At 36.3% G+C, this 16,412-nt stretch carries 22 protein-coding genes and 1 pseudogene; 20 read left to right on the top strand and 3 right to left on the bottom strand.

Annotation, left to right across the window (positions count from 1 at the left end; genetic code table 11):
- The 3 genes and pseudogenes from PGOND44_RS12215 to PGOND44_RS12205 form a co-directional block, all read right to left on the bottom strand.
- A pseudogene (locus PGOND44_RS12215) lies at positions 1-463 on the bottom strand (RagB/SusD family nutrient uptake outer membrane protein); the annotation flags it as partial.
- A 15-nt stretch (positions 464-478) separates the two neighbouring features.
- The gene (locus PGOND44_RS12210; protein ID WP_003442720.1) at positions 479-3,715 is read right to left on the bottom strand and encodes a SusC/RagA family TonB-linked outer membrane protein; all 3,237 of its coding nucleotides are present in this window, start codon (positions 3,713-3,715) and stop codon (positions 479-481) included.
- Between the two features lie 119 nt (positions 3,716-3,834).
- A complete protein-coding gene (locus PGOND44_RS12205; protein ID WP_003442719.1) occupies positions 3,835-5,490 on the bottom strand; it encodes a ShlB/FhaC/HecB family hemolysin secretion/activation protein in 1,656 nt (551 codons plus the stop codon).
- Between the two features lie 239 nt (positions 5,491-5,729).
- On the opposite strand from PGOND44_RS12205, the gene rpsL reads away from it, so the two are divergent.
- The 20 genes from rpsL (at position 5,730) to rplF (ending at position 16,410) form a co-directional block, all read left to right on the top strand.
- Entirely contained in the window at positions 5,730-6,104 is a 375-nt protein-coding gene (rpsL, locus tag PGOND44_RS12200) for a 30S ribosomal protein S12 (RefSeq protein ID WP_003442718.1), read from the top strand.
- Positions 6,105-6,123: 19 nt separating this feature from the next.
- Positions 6,124-6,600: a 30S ribosomal protein S7 gene (rpsG, locus tag PGOND44_RS12195; protein ID WP_003442717.1), complete on the top strand. Its 477-nt coding sequence runs from the start codon at positions 6,124-6,126 to the stop codon at positions 6,598-6,600.
- A gap of 6 nt (positions 6,601-6,606) precedes the next feature.
- Positions 6,607-8,715: an elongation factor G gene (gene fusA, locus PGOND44_RS12190; protein ID WP_003442716.1), complete on the top strand. Its 2,109-nt coding sequence runs from the start codon at positions 6,607-6,609 to the stop codon at positions 8,713-8,715.
- A gap of 12 nt (positions 8,716-8,727) precedes the next feature.
- Complete coding sequence (gene rpsJ / locus PGOND44_RS12185; RefSeq protein WP_003442714.1) at positions 8,728-9,033, top strand: 30S ribosomal protein S10; 306 nt, start codon at positions 8,728-8,730, stop codon at positions 9,031-9,033.
- A 176-nt stretch (positions 9,034-9,209) separates the two neighbouring features.
- A complete protein-coding gene (rplC, locus tag PGOND44_RS12180; RefSeq protein WP_003442712.1) occupies positions 9,210-9,824 on the top strand; it encodes a 50S ribosomal protein L3 in 615 nt (204 codons plus the stop codon).
- Positions 9,824-10,453 carry a 50S ribosomal protein L4 gene (gene rplD / locus PGOND44_RS12175; RefSeq protein WP_003442706.1) on the top strand — a complete coding sequence of 210 codons (630 nt, stop codon included), beginning with the start codon at positions 9,824-9,826 and terminating at the stop codon, positions 10,451-10,453. Before rplC ends, rplD begins: the two co-directional genes overlap by 1 nt.
- A gap of 5 nt (positions 10,454-10,458) precedes the next feature.
- Complete coding sequence (rplW, locus tag PGOND44_RS12170; protein ID WP_003442703.1) at positions 10,459-10,749, top strand: 50S ribosomal protein L23; 291 nt, start codon at positions 10,459-10,461, stop codon at positions 10,747-10,749.
- Between the two features lie 9 nt (positions 10,750-10,758).
- Positions 10,759-11,586, top strand: coding sequence for a 50S ribosomal protein L2 (gene rplB / locus PGOND44_RS12165; RefSeq protein ID WP_003442700.1), 828 nt, complete (start codon positions 10,759-10,761; stop codon positions 11,584-11,586).
- A gap of 3 nt (positions 11,587-11,589) precedes the next feature.
- Positions 11,590-11,868, top strand: coding sequence for a 30S ribosomal protein S19 (gene rpsS / locus PGOND44_RS12160; RefSeq protein WP_003442697.1), 279 nt, complete (start codon positions 11,590-11,592; stop codon positions 11,866-11,868).
- A gap of 7 nt (positions 11,869-11,875) precedes the next feature.
- A complete protein-coding gene (rplV, locus tag PGOND44_RS12155; protein ID WP_003442693.1) occupies positions 11,876-12,283 on the top strand; it encodes a 50S ribosomal protein L22 in 408 nt (135 codons plus the stop codon).
- A gap of 7 nt (positions 12,284-12,290) precedes the next feature.
- A complete protein-coding gene (gene rpsC / locus PGOND44_RS12150) occupies positions 12,291-13,001 on the top strand; it encodes a 30S ribosomal protein S3 (RefSeq protein WP_003442691.1) in 711 nt (236 codons plus the stop codon).
- 22 nt (positions 13,002-13,023) lie between these two features.
- A complete protein-coding gene (gene rplP / locus PGOND44_RS12145) occupies positions 13,024-13,443 on the top strand; it encodes a 50S ribosomal protein L16 (protein ID WP_003442689.1) in 420 nt (139 codons plus the stop codon).
- A gap of 6 nt (positions 13,444-13,449) precedes the next feature.
- Entirely contained in the window at positions 13,450-13,641 is a 192-nt protein-coding gene (gene rpmC, locus PGOND44_RS12140) for a 50S ribosomal protein L29 (protein ID WP_003442686.1), read from the top strand.
- Positions 13,642-13,652: 11 nt separating this feature from the next.
- Complete coding sequence (rpsQ, locus tag PGOND44_RS12135; protein WP_003442683.1) at positions 13,653-13,910, top strand: 30S ribosomal protein S17; 258 nt, start codon at positions 13,653-13,655, stop codon at positions 13,908-13,910.
- A 2-nt stretch (positions 13,911-13,912) separates the two neighbouring features.
- Positions 13,913-14,281: a 50S ribosomal protein L14 gene (gene rplN / locus PGOND44_RS12130; RefSeq protein ID WP_003442681.1), complete on the top strand. Its 369-nt coding sequence runs from the start codon at positions 13,913-13,915 to the stop codon at positions 14,279-14,281.
- A gap of 9 nt (positions 14,282-14,290) precedes the next feature.
- Positions 14,291-14,602 (top strand): 50S ribosomal protein L24, encoded by a 312-nt coding sequence (rplX, locus tag PGOND44_RS12125; protein WP_003442678.1) that lies wholly within the window; start codon positions 14,291-14,293, stop codon positions 14,600-14,602.
- A gap of 2 nt (positions 14,603-14,604) precedes the next feature.
- Complete coding sequence (gene rplE, locus PGOND44_RS12120) at positions 14,605-15,156, top strand: 50S ribosomal protein L5 (RefSeq protein ID WP_003442676.1); 552 nt, start codon at positions 14,605-14,607, stop codon at positions 15,154-15,156.
- A 2-nt stretch (positions 15,157-15,158) separates the two neighbouring features.
- Entirely contained in the window at positions 15,159-15,428 is a 270-nt protein-coding gene (rpsN, locus tag PGOND44_RS12115) for a 30S ribosomal protein S14 (protein WP_003442674.1), read from the top strand.
- Positions 15,429-15,450: 22 nt separating this feature from the next.
- Complete coding sequence (gene rpsH / locus PGOND44_RS12110) at positions 15,451-15,849, top strand: 30S ribosomal protein S8 (RefSeq protein ID WP_003442672.1); 399 nt, start codon at positions 15,451-15,453, stop codon at positions 15,847-15,849.
- Between the two features lie 18 nt (positions 15,850-15,867).
- Positions 15,868-16,410: a 50S ribosomal protein L6 gene (gene rplF, locus PGOND44_RS12105; protein ID WP_003442669.1), complete on the top strand. Its 543-nt coding sequence runs from the start codon at positions 15,868-15,870 to the stop codon at positions 16,408-16,410.
- Positions 16,411-16,412 lie beyond the last annotated feature (2 nt).

The raw sequence follows: 16,412 nt of genomic DNA, 5'->3' as shown, positions 1-16,412 counted from the left end.
CCATTAAATCAGCTTCCTCTTCTGGTTGTGGTTCCTGTAAAACAGTCTCAATAACCAAATTTGATCTATTTATTACTCTATAGTAGTATCTCCATCCTTGGTAGTTCTCTTGTTGAGTAAAATCTAAAGGAGCTTGAAATTCTGTAATAGCAGCTCTGTACCATCCGTAAGTACTTAATGTAAGGGCTATGTCACCAGTTAGCATATCGCTATAAATATCAAAACCTTTCTGGCCAAAATCCGATTGTGAACCAGTTCCTCCTGTTCCTGTTGTGAACATTGTAGAGTAAACGCCAGTCATAAAGGCACCATTAATCTCTGGATTTACCGCACCAGCTTCTCCTATTTGTTTAATGGTAGGCTCATTCCCAGTTGGCTCTTCGACAAGAAAGTCATCACCGCAACTTACTAGAAGTAAGGCTATAACGGAGAACCACATCGTGTTTAAAATTGTTTTTTTCATGTTTATCATTTTTTATTAAAATTTAACTTTCACTCCTAATGTAAACGTAGATAATGGCGCATATAATCCTCTACCTGAGTTACCAGCCTGACTTGTTTGTGGGTTAAACCCTTCTCTTGAACTGCTTATAAATAAGTTATCACCAGACGCATATATATCTAAAGCGCTAATTCCAACTTTCTCCAGATACTCTCTAGGCACATTATAGCCTAAAAGTATATTATTCAACGCTAGAAAATCTGTTTTAGTAATAAACCTTGTTGACTGTGAACTAATATTTGGTATAACTCGATCTGCAATTAAAGGCACATCTGTAACATCACCAGGCTGTCTCCATCTGTTTCTTACATCTTTGTGCCTATTGGTGCCAATTATACCTGAATTATTGTCATGCATTAATTCTGCATATTGAGCATCGTAACCATACCCACCCACAGAATAGGTAAATTGAGTAGACAATCTAAAGTTATTAAATCTTGCGTTAAGTCTAAATGCACCAGCTAAGTCAGGGATACCTGATTTTCCAACGTATTTTTCAGTTGATTCTGCATAAGTCTTAGTGATCTGACGTTCTATATTCGCATCTGGGTTATCTCCTAAATAAGGGGTCAAACTTTGGATGGTTTCGTCTGTTCCAGGATTGAAAGTACCATTACCGTCAACATCGTTGTAATATTGATACCACATTGGGTAACCATCAGCAGTATCTACTCCTGCGTATTCTCTCATGTAGAAATCAAAAATAGAACTTCCTTGAGAGTATCCATATCTACCAACATTATTAAATAGTGCTGGAGCACCTGTTTCTGGATCTATTGGCATTGTAGTCAATTCGTTTTCATAAATAGCACCATTAACCGAAACTCCTAAACCAAATTTATCTGTTTCAATGACTTTAGCATTAAGATCGAATTCAAAACCAGAGTTTCTTAAAACTCCATCATTTACATCAATTACAGCTACACCGGAAGATGGAGCATTTCTTCTTGTAAATATTAGATTTTCTGTATCTTTTATATAATAATCGACACCTAAATCTAACCAGCCTCCAATACTTGATTCCACACCAATTTGATACATATTCGACTCTTCCCAAGTTAAGTCAGGATTAGCAAATAATTCAGGTGCTATAGAAAAACCATCTCTAACATTAGTAACACTAAATGTATTAATACCCGTGTAAACACCACCTATGTTTTCATCTCCTATAACCCCGTAAGATGCTTTTAACTTTAAAAATTCAATGATTTCAACATCAGCCAGGAAGTCTTCATTAGACATTACCCAAGATGCACCTACAGAGCCGAATGTACCCCATTTGTTATTAGCGAATCGAGATGAACCGTCACGTCTTGCAGTGGCAGATAAGTAGTACTTATCGTCAAAACTATAATTACCTTGTACAAAGTAAGATTCTAAGGTTCTTCTGTTTGTAAAACCTGTTGGTTGTTGTAAGTTAATAATATAATTATTTAGTTCCAACCCACCTGGAATAATGGCCTTGCCTTTAAAAGCAGTTTCGAAAGACTGTTCAAAATCGTTAGTTTCATGTGCAGCAAATACTTCTAAACTATGATCTCCAAAAGATTTTTTATAACGAAGTAATTGTAAAAAGTTCATGGTAGTCGTTTCTGTGTTTTGTACAAATAAATCTCCTTGAGTCACTGTACCAACACCATAGAATTGATTTGACCTAGACTTAAACGCGTTGTTTGAGTATTGTAGACCAAATCTAGTTTCAAAGGTTAAATTCTCTGTTAGATTCAATTCAGCATTGAAACTACCAATTATCTCATTTCTTATATCCCCGTTAAAATCATAACGTGCAGAACCAATTGGATTTAATGTATTTGAAGCTGCTCTATCTCTAAATCCTGATGCTCCACCATAATCAAGCTGATTTCCGCCAAAAATAGGGTCTGCTACTAAATTGTACTCATCATCTCTAAGGAAAACTGGATAAAAAGGATTCATTTTGTCTGCAAACTCAAATAAATTTTCAGCACCATCAGTTTGTCCATTCTGTATGTTTTCAGAATAGGTGTAACCAAGGTTTACATTAATCTTCATCCAATCCTTAACTTGAGAGTCTAAATTTAATCTCGTGTTATATCTAGTGTAGCCAGTGTTGATTGCATAACCATTATCATCTAGAAAACCTCCAGAAAAAAAGTATTTAGATTTTTCATCACCACCGCCCATTCTTACGTTAGCTTCAGTTCTAAGAGCCGGATTGAAGGCTACATCAGCAAAGCTTTCTGGAGTGTAACGTCTCGTTACTCCATTTCTAACCTGGCCAGTAGCTGGGTCAATAAGCTCACCACCGTTAGCGACATTCCACATATTGTAACCCGGAGGTAATATAGCGTTTGCTCCTGTTCCAAATAGATTGTCATTTACAAATCCAACAGGGTCTGGGTTTCCATTCAATCTTGCTCTGTTGACTTTAGCTTCCCATGCCAAACCAATTGATTCTTCTGGAGAAGTAATTACATCATAGCGCGGTATGATTTGAGTATTTAAACCAGTTCTCATATCAACTTCGATAAAATTCTCACGTGCAGTACCTGCTTTAGTTGTGATTAAGACAACACCATTAGCACCTCTAGATCCATATATGGCGGTAGCACTTGCATCTTTTAATATTATAGTGTTTTTAATATCACCTGGATTTATAGCATTTAAGCTTCCTGAGTAAGGAACCCCATCAACTACATATAATGGAGCTCTGTTTCCATTCACAGAACCAAATCCTCTAATTCTAACTTGAGAAGTTGTTCCTGGTTGTCCGGAGGTGTTAATAACATTTACACCTGAAGCCTCACCTGCTAGAGCCTGAGAAACATTCGAGAAGTTTTTATTCTCAATGTCTTCTGCGGAAACAACTGATGCTGTACCTGTAAAAGCTTGCATTGTCGAAGTACTATATCCCACAACTACAACTTCATCCAAAGCTTCTCCTCTTCCAAGTTGAACATCTATGTTGGTTTTGGTTCCAACATCAATGGTTTGTTTCTCAAAACCTATGTACGAAAATGTCAACTTATCAGAGCTACTAGCTTGAATGGAGAAATTTCCATCAAAATCAGTCTGAGTTCCCGTTCCTTGTCCCTCAATTAATACGTTTACACCTGGCAGCGGGAGCCCGTCAGGATCTGTTACCGTCCCAGTAACAGTTTTTGTCTGTGCAAAGGTTATTTGCATCACTAACACTAAAAGTAGCGTTAAAATTCCATTTAACTTTGTTCTCATTTGTTTGTTTATTTGAATTAGCCAAGTCCAAAAATCAAAAAATAAAGTTAATCCTACAACTTATATTGGTTTTATTTTAATATAAAAACTGTTAAATCTTAATATCTACATAATATTTATTAGAAAAAAGATGTGAAATTGATATGTATTCTCGTGTTAGAAAAGGTAGATTCTTGCACATCAGAGACCGAGTTTGCTATGATGAGGTTAAAAATGCCTGCCTGAGATTTTAGGCCAATACCTGCACCGTATCCCAGTATATTTTCGTTAACATTATTGAGTCTATTTTCATAATTTCCTACATCTATCACAGTATTTGCATAGAGATTTGCATCTAAAATGTATCTATATTCAGTTTGTAGGACTGCAAACCTAGAGGCTAAAAGGCTGTTTTCGGCAAACCCGCGTATAGAGTTGACCCCTCCGAATCGAAATAACTCATTGTTAAGAAAGTTGTCAGAAATTAGGATTTGGCTATTGAGATTCAGGTAAAGCCTGTTGCGATAATTGATGTTGATTTGATGTTGGCCGCTTAAACTTAGCTTGTACTGCTCTGTGTCATTTTTAGTTTTCCTGCTCCCCGCAGAAAGATTTAGATTCACAAACGTATTTACCCCAAAAAGTTGTCTAGGGCCTAGTTTTAGATATTCTGCACCAATTCCATAGAAGGAAGAGTTGTAATCATCTATTTCTGATATCGAATTGAGGTTTTCCTGTTCTAGACTGGTCGAGTTTGTGAATTCTGCTGCCCCTTTCAAGTTGAGCTTTTCATTGAGATAGTATTTAAGCTCCACAGTTTGTGAGCTATTGGAAAATGCAGAGTCTCTTCGGAAGATTCTTAAATCGGCTCCAATTGTTACAGGAGAGCTAAATACAAATGGTAATTCTACATTCCCTTCAAACGTTTGTTGTCCATTTCCATCGTTTTTATAAATCACCCCGAGTCGTTCTCCGAAATTCAGATTATTTAGAAGCACCATGTTCAGATAGCCATTTAGTTCGAAGTCGCTGGTTTCATTATTTCCGAACCCTAGAAAACCATCGAAGGTGTTGGAATTGAATTTTTCTAAATAAAGGAAGAGTTCCGTAGAGTCTTTTTTAAATAATACTTCAGTAGGTTTTTTAACAGAGATGAAAGGGATGTTATCGAGCTTTTCTGTTTTTTGTTGAATCTGTGACTCTATAAATTCGGATCCGATTTTAAGACCAGTTAGATAGGATATGTAGCTTTTGGGTAGTGATTCGTATCCTTTTATATTTATTTTATCAATTCTTCTTTTTAGGCCGCTGTCTATAACGAGTTTTGCATTTAGAGCATGGGCATTTCTATACTCTAGATCTGTTAAAAATGATTTACCAAAAGATAAGCCTTGAGCCTTCAGTTTTTCAATAATAGCTTTTTGAAAGATTTCAACATTCTGGTAGGGTAGACCAATTTCCAAATCATCGATTTTAATCCCCTTAGGAATATAAATTAAGTCTTCTTTTTTTATACCTATATATAAGGAGTCTATTTTTTGGTTTAAACGGATGGTAGCTAGAAGTTTTTTATCGGTAATCTGTTGGTCCAACTCTAAGAAAGGATACCCAACTCTTTTTAAGCTATCCATTTTCAGTTTTAATTCGGTTTCTGCTGCATTGAAGGAGTCAAATGTAAACTGCTTGGAGCTTAGCAAGGAATCCTTCAATGTGTCCACTTGTAAGTGGATGGTTTGGCAATGAGAATGAAAAGGAAGACCCACAACGCATAAAAAAGTAAATAGTAGTTTGAGCATGTTGCTGCAGAGGTCTAAGTTATATTTGTAATAGTATAGATATGCAAACGATTTTTATAGAGGAAGCGTATGTATAATTGCATGCTGTTGAATTGGATTGAATACTAAAGACGAGCCTAAGAAATCTTAAACGTCTTAATTGCTGAAAATTAATCAATTAAAATTTGTTATTTAGAATTATATATCTACATTTGCAATCCTTAAAAATAAGAGAATTTTTAAACAATACAAGTAAAACTATGCCAACAATTTCACAGTTAGTAAGAAAAGGAAGAACCAAGATGACTAAGAAGAGCAAATCGGCGGCTTTAGATTCTTGTCCTCAAAGACGTGGAGTTTGTACTCGAGTTTACACAACTACACCAAAAAAACCTAACTCAGCAATGCGTAAAGTTGCTCGTGTTAGATTAACAAATGGTAAGGAAGTAAACGCATACATTCCAGGTGAAGGACATAATCTACAAGAGCACTCGATAGTATTAGTTAGAGGCGGGAGAGTTAAAGATTTACCTGGTGTAAGGTACCATATTGTTCGTGGTGCTTTAGATACAGCAGGAGTAGAGGGTCGTCTGCAGCGCAGATCCAAGTATGGAGCTAAGAGACCTAAAAAATAATCAGAGTTAAAGTAAAGACATGAGAAAAAGACAGGCCAAGAAACGTCCTATACTTCCAGATCCAAAATTTCACGATCAATTGGTAACCCGATTCGTGAATATGATGATGTGGGACGGAAAAAAATCAATTGCTTTCAAGATTTTTTATGATGCAATGGATATCATAGAAGAGAAAAAGCAAGATGATGAAAAATCTGCTCTAGAAATTTGGAAAGAAGGATTATCTAATGTAATGCCTCACGTTGAAGTAAGAAGTAGACGTGTAGGAGGTGCTACCTTTCAGATTCCTTCTCAAATAAGACCAGATAGAAAAATATCTATTGCTATGAAATGGCTAATAGGTTATTCTAGAAAGCGAAATGAAAAAACCATGGCAGCTAAATTAGCTGGCGAGTCTATGGCCGCTGCGAAAGAAGAAGGTGCAGCAGTTAAGAAACGCTTAGATACACATAAAATGGCTGAAGCCAATAAAGCATTTTCACATTTTAGATTCTAAATAATAATGGCACAAAGAGATTTAAAATTTACCAGAAATATAGGGATTGCTGCTCACATCGACGCTGGTAAAACAACTACGACTGAGCGTATCCTTTATTACACGGGTATAAGTCACAAAATAGGAGAGGTTCATGATGGTGCGGCTACCATGGACTGGATGGAGCAGGAGCAAGAAAGAGGAATTACTATTACATCTGCAGCTACTCACTGTAAATGGTTATATAGAGACCAAGAATTCATCGTTAATATCATTGATACTCCAGGGCACGTTGATTTTACTGTTGAAGTAGAGCGTTCTTTAAGAGTTTTGGATGGTGTTGTTGCTTTATTTAGTGCAGTAGATGGTGTTGAGCCACAATCTGAAACTGTTTGGAGACAGGCCGATAAATATAAAGTTCCACGTCTTGGTTTTGTTAATAAAATGGATAGACAAGGGGCTAATTTCTTTAACGTGTGTAAGCAAGTTAGAGAAATGCTAGGAGGTAATCCTGTCCCATTACAAGTTCCAATTGGTGACGAGATTGACTTTAAAGGTGTTGTAGACTTAATTTCTAAGAAAGCAATTATCTGGAATGATGATGATTTTGGTATGACTTACGAGGTCATTGATATCCCTGCTGAGTTAGAAGCTGATGTGACAAAATATAGAACTGAACTCGTTGAAGCTGTTGCTGAATATGATGATCAGCTGATGGAGAAATTTTTCGAAGATGAAAACTCTATTACTGAAGACGAGATTATTGCTGCGTTAAGAGCTGCTACTATCGATATGTCTATCATACCGATGATGTGTGGTTCAGCGTTCAAAAATAAAGGTGTTCAAGCTATGCTTGATGCCGTGATGAGATATCTTCCATCTCCTGTAGATGTAGAAGCTATTGAAGGTCACAATCCAGATACTGGGGATGTTGAAACTAGAAAACCTCACGTAGATTCTCCATTTTCTGCCTTAGCTTTTAAAATTGCTACAGATCCATTTGTTGGTCGTTTAGCATTTTTTAGAACTTATTCTGGTAGACTAGAAGCAGGATCTTATGTCTTGAATAACCGTTCTGGTAAAAAAGAACGTATTTCAAGAATGTATCAAATGCACTCCAATAAACAAGAGCCAATTGATTTTATTGAAGCTGGAGATATTGGTGCTGCCGTAGGTTTTAAAGATATTAAAACTGGAGATACACTTACAGATCTTAAAAACCCAATCGTTTTGGAATCTATGACGTTCCCAGAACCTGTTATTGGTATAGCTGTTGAGCCAAAAACTAAAGCTGATGTTGAAAAACTAGGTGTTGCTTTAGGTAAACTTGCTGAAGAAGATCCAACATTTAAAGTGAAAACCGATGAAGTATCAGGTCAAACTATTATATCTGGTATGGGAGAGCTTCACATCGAAATCTTAGTGGATCGTTTAAAACGTGAATTTAAGGTGGAAGTGAATGAAGGTGAACCTCAAGTCGAATACAAAGAAGCTGTAACTAAAACGGCAAACCATAGAGAGGTTTATAAAAAGCAATCTGGTGGTCGTGGTAAGTTTGCTGATATTTTATTCGAGATGGGACCAGTAGATGAAGATTTTGAAGGACCTGGTTTACAATTTGTCGATAAAATTAAAGGGGGTAGAATTCCTAAAGAATTTGTTCCTTCCGTTGAAAAAGGATTCACAGAAGCCATGAAAAATGGTCCTCTTGCTGGATTTAGAATGGATACGTTGAAGGTGACTCTTTTGGATGGATCTTTCCACCCTGTGGATTCCGACCAACTTTCTTTCGAACTCGCTGCAAAGCTTGGTTACAAGTCAGCTGCAAAAGGTGCTGGAGCTATCGTTCTTGAGCCTATCATGAAAGTAGAGGTTGTGACTCCAGAAGAGAATATGGGAGATATTGTTGGTGACTTGAACAGAAGAAGAGGTCAAGTAAATGACATGTCCGACAGGTCTGGTGCGAAAATCATCAAAGCTGATGTGCCGCTTTCAGAAATGTTTGGTTATGTGACTACTTTAAGAACTTTATCTTCAGGTCGTGCAACATCTACAATGGAATTTTTAAAATTTGAAGAAACACCTTCAAGTATTTCAGAGAAAGTAATCAAAAGTGCTAAAGGTTTAAACGAATAATTAGAACTTATTATGAGTCAAAAAATAAGAATTAAACTAAAATCATATGACTATAACTTGGTAGATAAGTCTGCCGAGAAAATCGTCAAGACAGTTAAGACAACTGGTGCTGTGGTTACTGGACCAATTCCATTACCTACGCAACGTAAAATCTTCACTGTATTAAGATCTCCACACGTTAACAAGAAAGCGAGAGAGCAATTTCAATTAGATTCTTTTAAGCGATTATTAGACATCTATAGCTCATCATCAAAAACTATTGATGCTTTGATGAAGCTTGAGTTACCAAGTGGTGTAGAAGTAGAGATTAAGGTTTAATACAATATTGGAAGTGTTGCTTAAAGTAACCTTCAATAGCAAATCCTAAACTAGGTTTAGGGTAACATGTCCCGAGCATTTGACGAGGGAAAAACGGAAGAAAAATACATTCAGGGCGAACGTTTTTTTCGGCCCTGAATTTTTTTTAAATAAATAGTAATAATCAAAAATCAATTATGTCTGGGTTAATAGGAAAAAAAATCGGCATGACTAGCATCTTCGACGAGAATGGAAAGAATATTCCATGTACCGTTATAGAAGCTGGACCATGCGTAGTTACCCAAGTCAGAACCAACGAGGTTGACGGGTATGAAGCGCTTCAACTTGGTTTCGATGACAAATCAGACAAAAATGCCACCAAAGCAGACTTAGGTCACTTTAAGAAAGCTGGTACTTCTGTCAAACGAAAAGTCATGGAATTCCAAGGATTCAAAGAAGAGTATAAGTTAGGTGATCACATCACTGTAGACTTATTTAAAGAAAATGAATTTGTAGACGTAAGTGCTACATCTAAAGGTAAAGGATTCCAAGGAGTTGTAAAACGACATGGCTTTGCCGGTTCAGAACGAACTCACGGCCAACAAAGTATGTTGAGAGCCCCAGGTTCTGTAGGTGCTGCCTCATATCCAGCTCGTATTTTCAAAGGAATGAAAATGGGTGGACAAATGGGAAGTGTAAAAGTAAAAGTTCAAAATCTAAGAGTGTTGAAAGTGGTTCCAGAAAAGAACTTGATCGTGATCAAGGGCTGTGTACCTGGACATAACAACACTTATGTAACTATTCAGAAGTAATGAAAGTATCAGTATTAGATATAAAAGGAAAAGAAACAGGTAGAGAGGTCGAACTTTCTGAAGCTGTTTTTGGATTGGAACCTAATGATCATGTTGTTTATCTTGATGTAAAGCAGCACTTGGCAAATAAACGCCAAGGAACGCATAAAGCAAAAGAGAGAGCAGAGATCGTTGGTAGTACAAGAAAGATCAAGAAACAAAAAGGAACGGGTACAGCTCGTGCAGGTAGCATTAAATCTCCTATTTTTAGAGGTGGTGGTCGTGTTTTTGGTCCTAGACCAAGAGATTATCATTTCAAATTAAATAAGAAGCTTAAGCGACTGGCAAGAAAAACAGTTCTTTCCCAAAAACTCAAAAACAATCAGTTGATGATTGTTGAAGATTTTGGATTTGAAGCTCCCAAGACTAAAGAATTTTTAAATCTTCTTGATAATCTGAACATTAGAGACAAAAAATCTTTGATCGTCTTGGATGAGTCGAATAAAAACGTATATTTGTCGTCCCGTAATTTGAAAACTGCTAAAGTTGTAAATGTCTCAGAACTAAACACTTACAATATTATGAACAGTAATGTTTTATTAATATCGGAAAGCAGATTAGAAGAATTACAAAATAATCTCAACAAATAATAGCTATGGGCATCTTGGTAAAACCAATTATTACAGAGAAAGCAACAAATGAAAGCGAATTAAGAAATGCTTTTACTTTTGTTGTAGATCGTAATGCTAACAAAATCCAAATAAAGGAGGCTGTTGAGTCCGCTTATGGCGTTACGGTAGAAGGAGTGCGTACGTTGAATGTTATCCCAAAAATCAAATCTCGTTATACAAAAACGGGAATGGTGACTGGAAAAACATCCGCATATAAAAAAGCTATTATAAAAGTAGCTGAAGGAGAAACAATTGATTTGTATAGTAATCTATAAGCTTAAAACATGTCGGTTAAAAAATTAAAACCAAATACACCAGGACAGAGATTTAAGGTTGCTAATGGCTTCGATGCTATTACTGCTAGCAAGCCTGAGAAATCTTTGCTTGCCTCTCGTAAACGTTCCGGTGGTAGAAATAATCAAGGGAAAATGACTATGCGCTACATTGGTGGTGGTCATAAAAAACGTTACAGAATCATCGATTTCAAAAGAGATAAGAAAGATATCCAAGCTGAAGTCATGACTGTAGAATACGATCCTAACAGAACAGCTTTCATCGCCTTATTGAATTATGAGGATGGAGAGAAAAGATATATCATTGCACCAAGTGGAATAAAAGTGGGTCAGAAAATAGTGTCTGGTGCTTCTCAAGTTCCTACTGAAATAGGGAATGCAATGCCATTATCTCAAATACCTTTTGGAACTATTATCTCTTGTGTAGAATTAAGACCTGAACAAGGAGCTGTTATGGCTCGTAGCGCTGGTACTTTTGCTCAATTGATGGCTAAAGAAGGTAAGTACGTAACGATTAAGCTTCCTTCTGGTGAAACCAGAATGGTGTTATCGTCGTGCATAGCGACTGTAGGAGCTGTTTCGAACAGTGATCATCAGTTAACTATATCTGGTAAAGCTGGTAGAAGTAGATGGTTAGGTAGAAGACCAAGAACCAGACCTGTAGTGATGAATCCAGTCGATCACCCAATGGGTGGTGGTGAAGGTAAGGCTTCAGGTGGTCATCCAAGATCAAGAAATGGTATTCCTGCTAAAGGATTTAAAACACGTTCTAAGACGAAGTCTAGTAATAAGCACATTCTAGAACGTAAAAAGAAATAAGATATGGCACGTTCATTAAAGAAGGGACCTTTTGTCCATTATAAATTAGATAAGAAAGTTGCTCAGAACCTAGATTCAGGTAAGAAATCTGTGATCAAAACATGGTCTAGAGCATCCACCATTACTCCTGATTTCGTTGGTCAGACTTTTGGTGTCCACAACGGTAGACAATTTGTACCTGTTTTTATCACAGAAAACATGGTAGGTCATAAGCTTGGAGAATTTTCTCCAACACGTACTTTTCGTGGTCATCAGGGTTCAAAGAATAAAGGAAAAAAATAATTGAACAATGGGAGTAAGAAAAAGAAATAGAGCAGAAATGCTTAAAGAGGAAAAAAGTCAACTTGCTATTGCAAAATTGAACAATTGTCCAACCTCTCCGCGTAAGATGAGGTTAGTAGCCGATTTGGTTAGAGGAAAAGATGTTGCTCATGCTTTGCAAATACTAAAGTTTAGTACTAAAATTGCATCAGGTAGATTAGAGAAGTTAGTTCTGTCTGCTATTGCCAACTGGCAATCCAAAAATGAAGATGCAGATCTAGAGCAAGCTGGAGTTTTTATAAAGGAAATTAAAGTAGATAGTGGCAGTATGTTAAAACGTCTTCGCCCAGCACCACAAGGTCGTGCTCATAGAATTCGTAAACGTTCAAATCATGTCACTCTTATACTAGGAGAAAAAAATAACACTGAAAGCTAGATAGACTATGGGACAAAAAACAAATCCAATCGGTAATAGACTTGGTATCATTAAAGGATGGGAGTCCAACTGGTACGGAGGTAACGATTACGGTGATAATCTTGCGGAAGATTTTAAGATTAGAAAGTATATCCATGCTCGTTTATCTAAAGCTAGTGTTTCGCGCGTAATTATTGAGCGTACGCTTAAACTTGTAACCGTTACTATTACTACTGCAAGACCTGGTATTATTATTGGGAAAGGTGGTCAGGAAGTAGACAAGTTAAAAGAAGAACTCAAAAACATTACGGATAAGGAAGTCCAGGTCAACATCTTTGAGATCAAGAGACCTGAATTAGATGCTCACCTTGTTGCTACCAGTGTGGCACGACAGGTTGAAAACAGAATTTCTTACAGAAGAGCTACAAAAATGGCAATTGCAGCAGCTATAAGAATGAATGCAGAGGGTATCAAAATTCAAGTATCTGGACGTTTAAACGGGGCAGAAATGGCTCGAGTTGAAACTTATAAAGAAGGACGTATTCCTTTGTCAACGTTTAGAGCAGACATTGATTATGCTTTGGTTGAATCTCACACTACCTACGGTAGATTGGGTATCAAAGTTTGGATCATGAAAGGTGAAGTATATGGAAAACGCGAGTTATCTCCATTAGTTGGCCTTGCTACTAGCGACACCAAAGGAAAAGCGAGACGACCAAAAGCTCGTCGTAGAAAATAATCATTAAAGATTAATATAAGAGATGTTACAGCCTAAAAGAACAAAATTTCGTAAGCAGCAAAAGGGACGGATGAAAGGGGTCTCGCAAAGAGGTCATAGACTTTCAAATGGAACTTTTGGAATTAAATCTTTAGATTCTTCTTTTGTTACTGCACGACAAATTGAGGCTGCACGTATCGCAGCAACGCGTTACATGAAAAGAGAAGGTTCTATCTGGATCAAGATTTTTCCAGACAAACCTATCACTAAAAAGCCTCTTGAAGTCCGTATGGGTAAAGGTAAAGGTTCCGTAGAATATTGGGCAGCTGTTGTACAGCCTGGTCGTATTTTATTTGAAATTGGAGGTGTTCCTCACAGTGTTGCGAAAGAAGCACTTAGATTAGCAGCTCAGAAGTTACCTGTTAAAACAAAATTTATAGTCGCTAGAGATTATCAAGAATAAATAAAGATGAGACAATCTGAAGTAAAAGAACTTTCGGTAGAAGAATTACATGAAGAATTAATAAATCATAAGACAAAGTTGTCCGATTTGAAAATGACTCACGTACTTTCTCCTTTAGAAAACCCTTCTGAACTTAAAAAAGTTAGAAGATCAATTGCGAGAATCGCTACCGAAATCACAAAAAGAGAATTAGATTAATTCTACTTACAATGGAAAAAAGAAATTTAAGAAAAGAACGTATCGGTGTTGTGACAAGCAACAAAATGGACAAGTCCATTGTCGTTTCTGAAGTCAAGAAAATTAAGCATCCAATGTATGGTAAGTTCGTTTTAAAAACGAAAAAATATGTTGTGCATGATGAAAAGAATGATTGTAACGACGGAGATACCGTAAGAATTATGGAAACTAGACCTCTCAGCAAAACAAAACGCTGGAGATTGGTTGATATAATTGAAAGAGCTAAATAACTATGGTACAACAAGAATCAAGATTAAGAGTAGCAGATAATACTGGTGCTAAGCAAGTTTTAGTTATTCGTGTCCTCGGTGGTACGAATAGGAGATATGCTTCGGTTGGCGATAAAGTTGTAGTCAGCGTTAAAGAAGCAACTCCAAATGGTAATATTAAGAAAGGTGCTGTTTCTACAGCCGTGGTTGTTAGAACAAGTAAGGAAGTGAGACGTCCAGATGGATCTTACATCCGCTTCGACGACAATGCCTGTGTCTTATTAAATCCAACAGGAGAGATGAGGGGAACACGTGTATTTGGTCCAGTTGCCAAAGAACTTCGTGAAAACCAGTTTATGAAAATTGTTTCACTTGCACCTGAGGTGCTTTAATCTATCATTATGAAAAGAAGTAGAATAAAAAAAGGTGATCAAGTAAGAGTAATCGCTGGAGATCATAAAGGACAAGAAGGTAAAATACTTGATATACTTGTTAAAAAAGAAAAGGCTATCGTTGAAGAAATCAATATGATTTCTAAGCATCAAAAGCCTTCTGCAACTAATCCACAAGGTGGAATCACCAAGAAAGAGGCTCCAATTCACCTTTCTAATTTATCTCTTATCACAAAAGATGGTAAGAGCACAAGATTAGGAACTAAAGTTGAAGACGGCAAAAGGATTAGAGTTGCTAAGAAAACCAATGAAGCTATTTAATTATGAGTTACGTACCAAGATTAAAAGAAGAATATAACAGCAAAATACTTCCTGCTCTTCGTGAAGAGTTTAGTTATTCCAATACTATGGAGGTGCCAAGACTTAAAAAAATAGTTTTAAGTAGAGGTGTTGGTGCTGCGATTGCAGATAAAAAATTGATAGATCATTCTATCGAAGAATTTTCTACAATTACAGGTCAGAAAGCTGTTCAGACTATATCGAAAAAGGATGTTGCCTCTTTCAAATTAAGAAAGGGAATGCCTATAGGTGTTAAAGTAACATTACGTGGATATAGAATGTATGAATTTTTGGATAGATTAATCACTTCAGCTTTACCACGAGTAAGAGATTTCAACGGTATCAATCCAGATGGATTTGATGGAAGAGGAAATTATAACTTGGGGATTACTGAACAAATTATTTTTCCAGAAATAAACATTGATAGAGTAAATAGAATCCAAGGGATGGATATAAGTTTTGTCACATCAGCAGATACTGATCAAGAGGCAAAATCATTATTGACTGAAATGGGATTACCATTTAAAAAGAAATAATTATGGCAAAAGAATCAATGAAAGCCCGTGAGGTGAAACGCCGAAAAATGGTCGAAAAATACGCTGAAAAAAGAAAAGCTTTGAAAGAAGCTGGAGATTTTGAAGGTTTACAAAAACTACCTAAAGATGCTTCTCCAGTGAGAATGCATAACCGATGTAAGCTTACAGGTAGACCTAAGGGATATATGAGACAATTTGGTCTCTCTAGAGTTACTTTTAGAGAAATGGCTAATCAAGGTCTTATTCCAGGGGTTAAAAAAGCAAGTTGGTAATTAATTTAAAAAGTGCAATAAAATGAATATTGATCCAGTTGCAGATTATTTAACTAGAGTTAGAAACGCAGTTTTGGCTTCTCACAGAGTTGTTGAAATACCGGCTTCTAACCTAAAAAAGGAGATCACAAAAATTTTGTTCGATCAAGGATATATTTTAAGCTATAAGTTTATAGATGCTGATAATCAAGGTGTCATTAAGATCGCTTTAAAATACGATAAGTTTACAAACGACCCTGTTATCAAAAAATTACAGAGAGTGAGTAGACCTGGTTTGAGAAAGTATACCGGTTCCGATGAAATACCAAGAGTTTTAAATGGCTTAGGAATTTCAATCGTATCGACTTCCAAGGGAGTTATGACTGGAAAACAAGCTCAAAGAGAACACGTTGGAGGTGAAATTCTTTGTTACGTATACTAATATAAAAAGACAAAAATTATGTCAAGAATAGGTTACAGTCCAATTAGTATTCCAGATGGTGTTACAGTCGACTTAACAGTCGATACTATAACAGTAAAGGGTAAGCTTGGCGAGTTGAAACAAACTTTCCAAGAAATTACGGTCAAAATTGAAGATAATGAAATATCTTTTGAAAGACCTTCAGATAAAAAAACACATAAAGCTAAGCATGGTCTTTATAGATCGCTTGTGTTTAATATGATAGAGGGAGTTACTAAGGGTTTTACTAAAGAATTAGAACTTGTTGGGGTTGGATATAGAGCTACCAATCAAGGTCAAAAATTAGATATTGCCGTTGGTTATTCTCATAACATTGTTTTAAATTTGGCGCCTGAAGTTAAACTGGAAACGATTTCAGAAAAAGGTAAGAATCCAATTATAAAATTAACGTCATTTGACAAACAACTTGTTACTCAAGTCGCTGCTAAAATTCGTTCATTAAGAAAACCTGAACCTTACAAAGGAAAAGGTATCAAATATGTTGGTGAGTATATAAGAAGAAAAGCAGGTAAATCAGCTTAATT

Source organism: Psychroflexus gondwanensis ACAM 44 (assembly GCF_000355905.1).
Classification (GTDB): domain Bacteria; phylum Bacteroidota; class Bacteroidia; order Flavobacteriales; family Flavobacteriaceae; genus Psychroflexus; species Psychroflexus gondwanensis.
The sequence above is the reverse complement of the archived record's forward strand: the minus strand, read 5'-3'. Positions and strand labels throughout refer to the sequence as shown.

What these genes read in the sequence shown, in the direction of transcription:
- PGOND44_RS12210 (WP_003442720.1), bottom strand. Translation starts at nt 3,715, where the DNA reads ATGAGAACAAAGTTAAATGGAATTTTAACGCTACTTTTAGTGTTAGTG.
- PGOND44_RS12205 (WP_003442719.1), bottom strand. Translation starts at nt 5,490, where the DNA reads ATGCTCAAACTACTATTTACTTTTTTATGCGTTGTGGGTCTTCCTTTT.
- rpsL (WP_003442718.1), top strand. Translation starts at nt 5,730, where the DNA reads ATGCCAACAATTTCACAGTTAGTAAGAAAAGGAAGAACCAAGATGACT.
- rpsG (WP_003442717.1), top strand. Translation starts at nt 6,124, where the DNA reads ATGAGAAAAAGACAGGCCAAGAAACGTCCTATACTTCCAGATCCAAAA.
- fusA (WP_003442716.1), top strand. Translation starts at nt 6,607, where the DNA reads ATGGCACAAAGAGATTTAAAATTTACCAGAAATATAGGGATTGCTGCT.
- rpsJ (WP_003442714.1), top strand. Translation starts at nt 8,728, where the DNA reads ATGAGTCAAAAAATAAGAATTAAACTAAAATCATATGACTATAACTTG.
- rplC (WP_003442712.1), top strand. Translation starts at nt 9,210, where the DNA reads ATGTCTGGGTTAATAGGAAAAAAAATCGGCATGACTAGCATCTTCGAC.
- rplD (WP_003442706.1), top strand. Translation starts at nt 9,824, where the DNA reads ATGAAAGTATCAGTATTAGATATAAAAGGAAAAGAAACAGGTAGAGAG.
- rplW (WP_003442703.1), top strand. Translation starts at nt 10,459, where the DNA reads ATGGGCATCTTGGTAAAACCAATTATTACAGAGAAAGCAACAAATGAA.
- rplB (WP_003442700.1), top strand. Translation starts at nt 10,759, where the DNA reads ATGTCGGTTAAAAAATTAAAACCAAATACACCAGGACAGAGATTTAAG.
- rpsS (WP_003442697.1), top strand. Translation starts at nt 11,590, where the DNA reads ATGGCACGTTCATTAAAGAAGGGACCTTTTGTCCATTATAAATTAGAT.
- rplV (WP_003442693.1), top strand. Translation starts at nt 11,876, where the DNA reads ATGGGAGTAAGAAAAAGAAATAGAGCAGAAATGCTTAAAGAGGAAAAA.
- rpsC (WP_003442691.1), top strand. Translation starts at nt 12,291, where the DNA reads ATGGGACAAAAAACAAATCCAATCGGTAATAGACTTGGTATCATTAAA.
- rplP (WP_003442689.1), top strand. Translation starts at nt 13,024, where the DNA reads ATGTTACAGCCTAAAAGAACAAAATTTCGTAAGCAGCAAAAGGGACGG.
- rpmC (WP_003442686.1), top strand. Translation starts at nt 13,450, where the DNA reads ATGAGACAATCTGAAGTAAAAGAACTTTCGGTAGAAGAATTACATGAA.
- rpsQ (WP_003442683.1), top strand. Translation starts at nt 13,653, where the DNA reads ATGGAAAAAAGAAATTTAAGAAAAGAACGTATCGGTGTTGTGACAAGC.
- rplN (WP_003442681.1), top strand. Translation starts at nt 13,913, where the DNA reads ATGGTACAACAAGAATCAAGATTAAGAGTAGCAGATAATACTGGTGCT.
- rplX (WP_003442678.1), top strand. Translation starts at nt 14,291, where the DNA reads ATGAAAAGAAGTAGAATAAAAAAAGGTGATCAAGTAAGAGTAATCGCT.
- rplE (WP_003442676.1), top strand. Translation starts at nt 14,605, where the DNA reads ATGAGTTACGTACCAAGATTAAAAGAAGAATATAACAGCAAAATACTT.
- rpsN (WP_003442674.1), top strand. Translation starts at nt 15,159, where the DNA reads ATGGCAAAAGAATCAATGAAAGCCCGTGAGGTGAAACGCCGAAAAATG.
- rpsH (WP_003442672.1), top strand. Translation starts at nt 15,451, where the DNA reads ATGAATATTGATCCAGTTGCAGATTATTTAACTAGAGTTAGAAACGCA.
- rplF (WP_003442669.1), top strand. Translation starts at nt 15,868, where the DNA reads ATGTCAAGAATAGGTTACAGTCCAATTAGTATTCCAGATGGTGTTACA.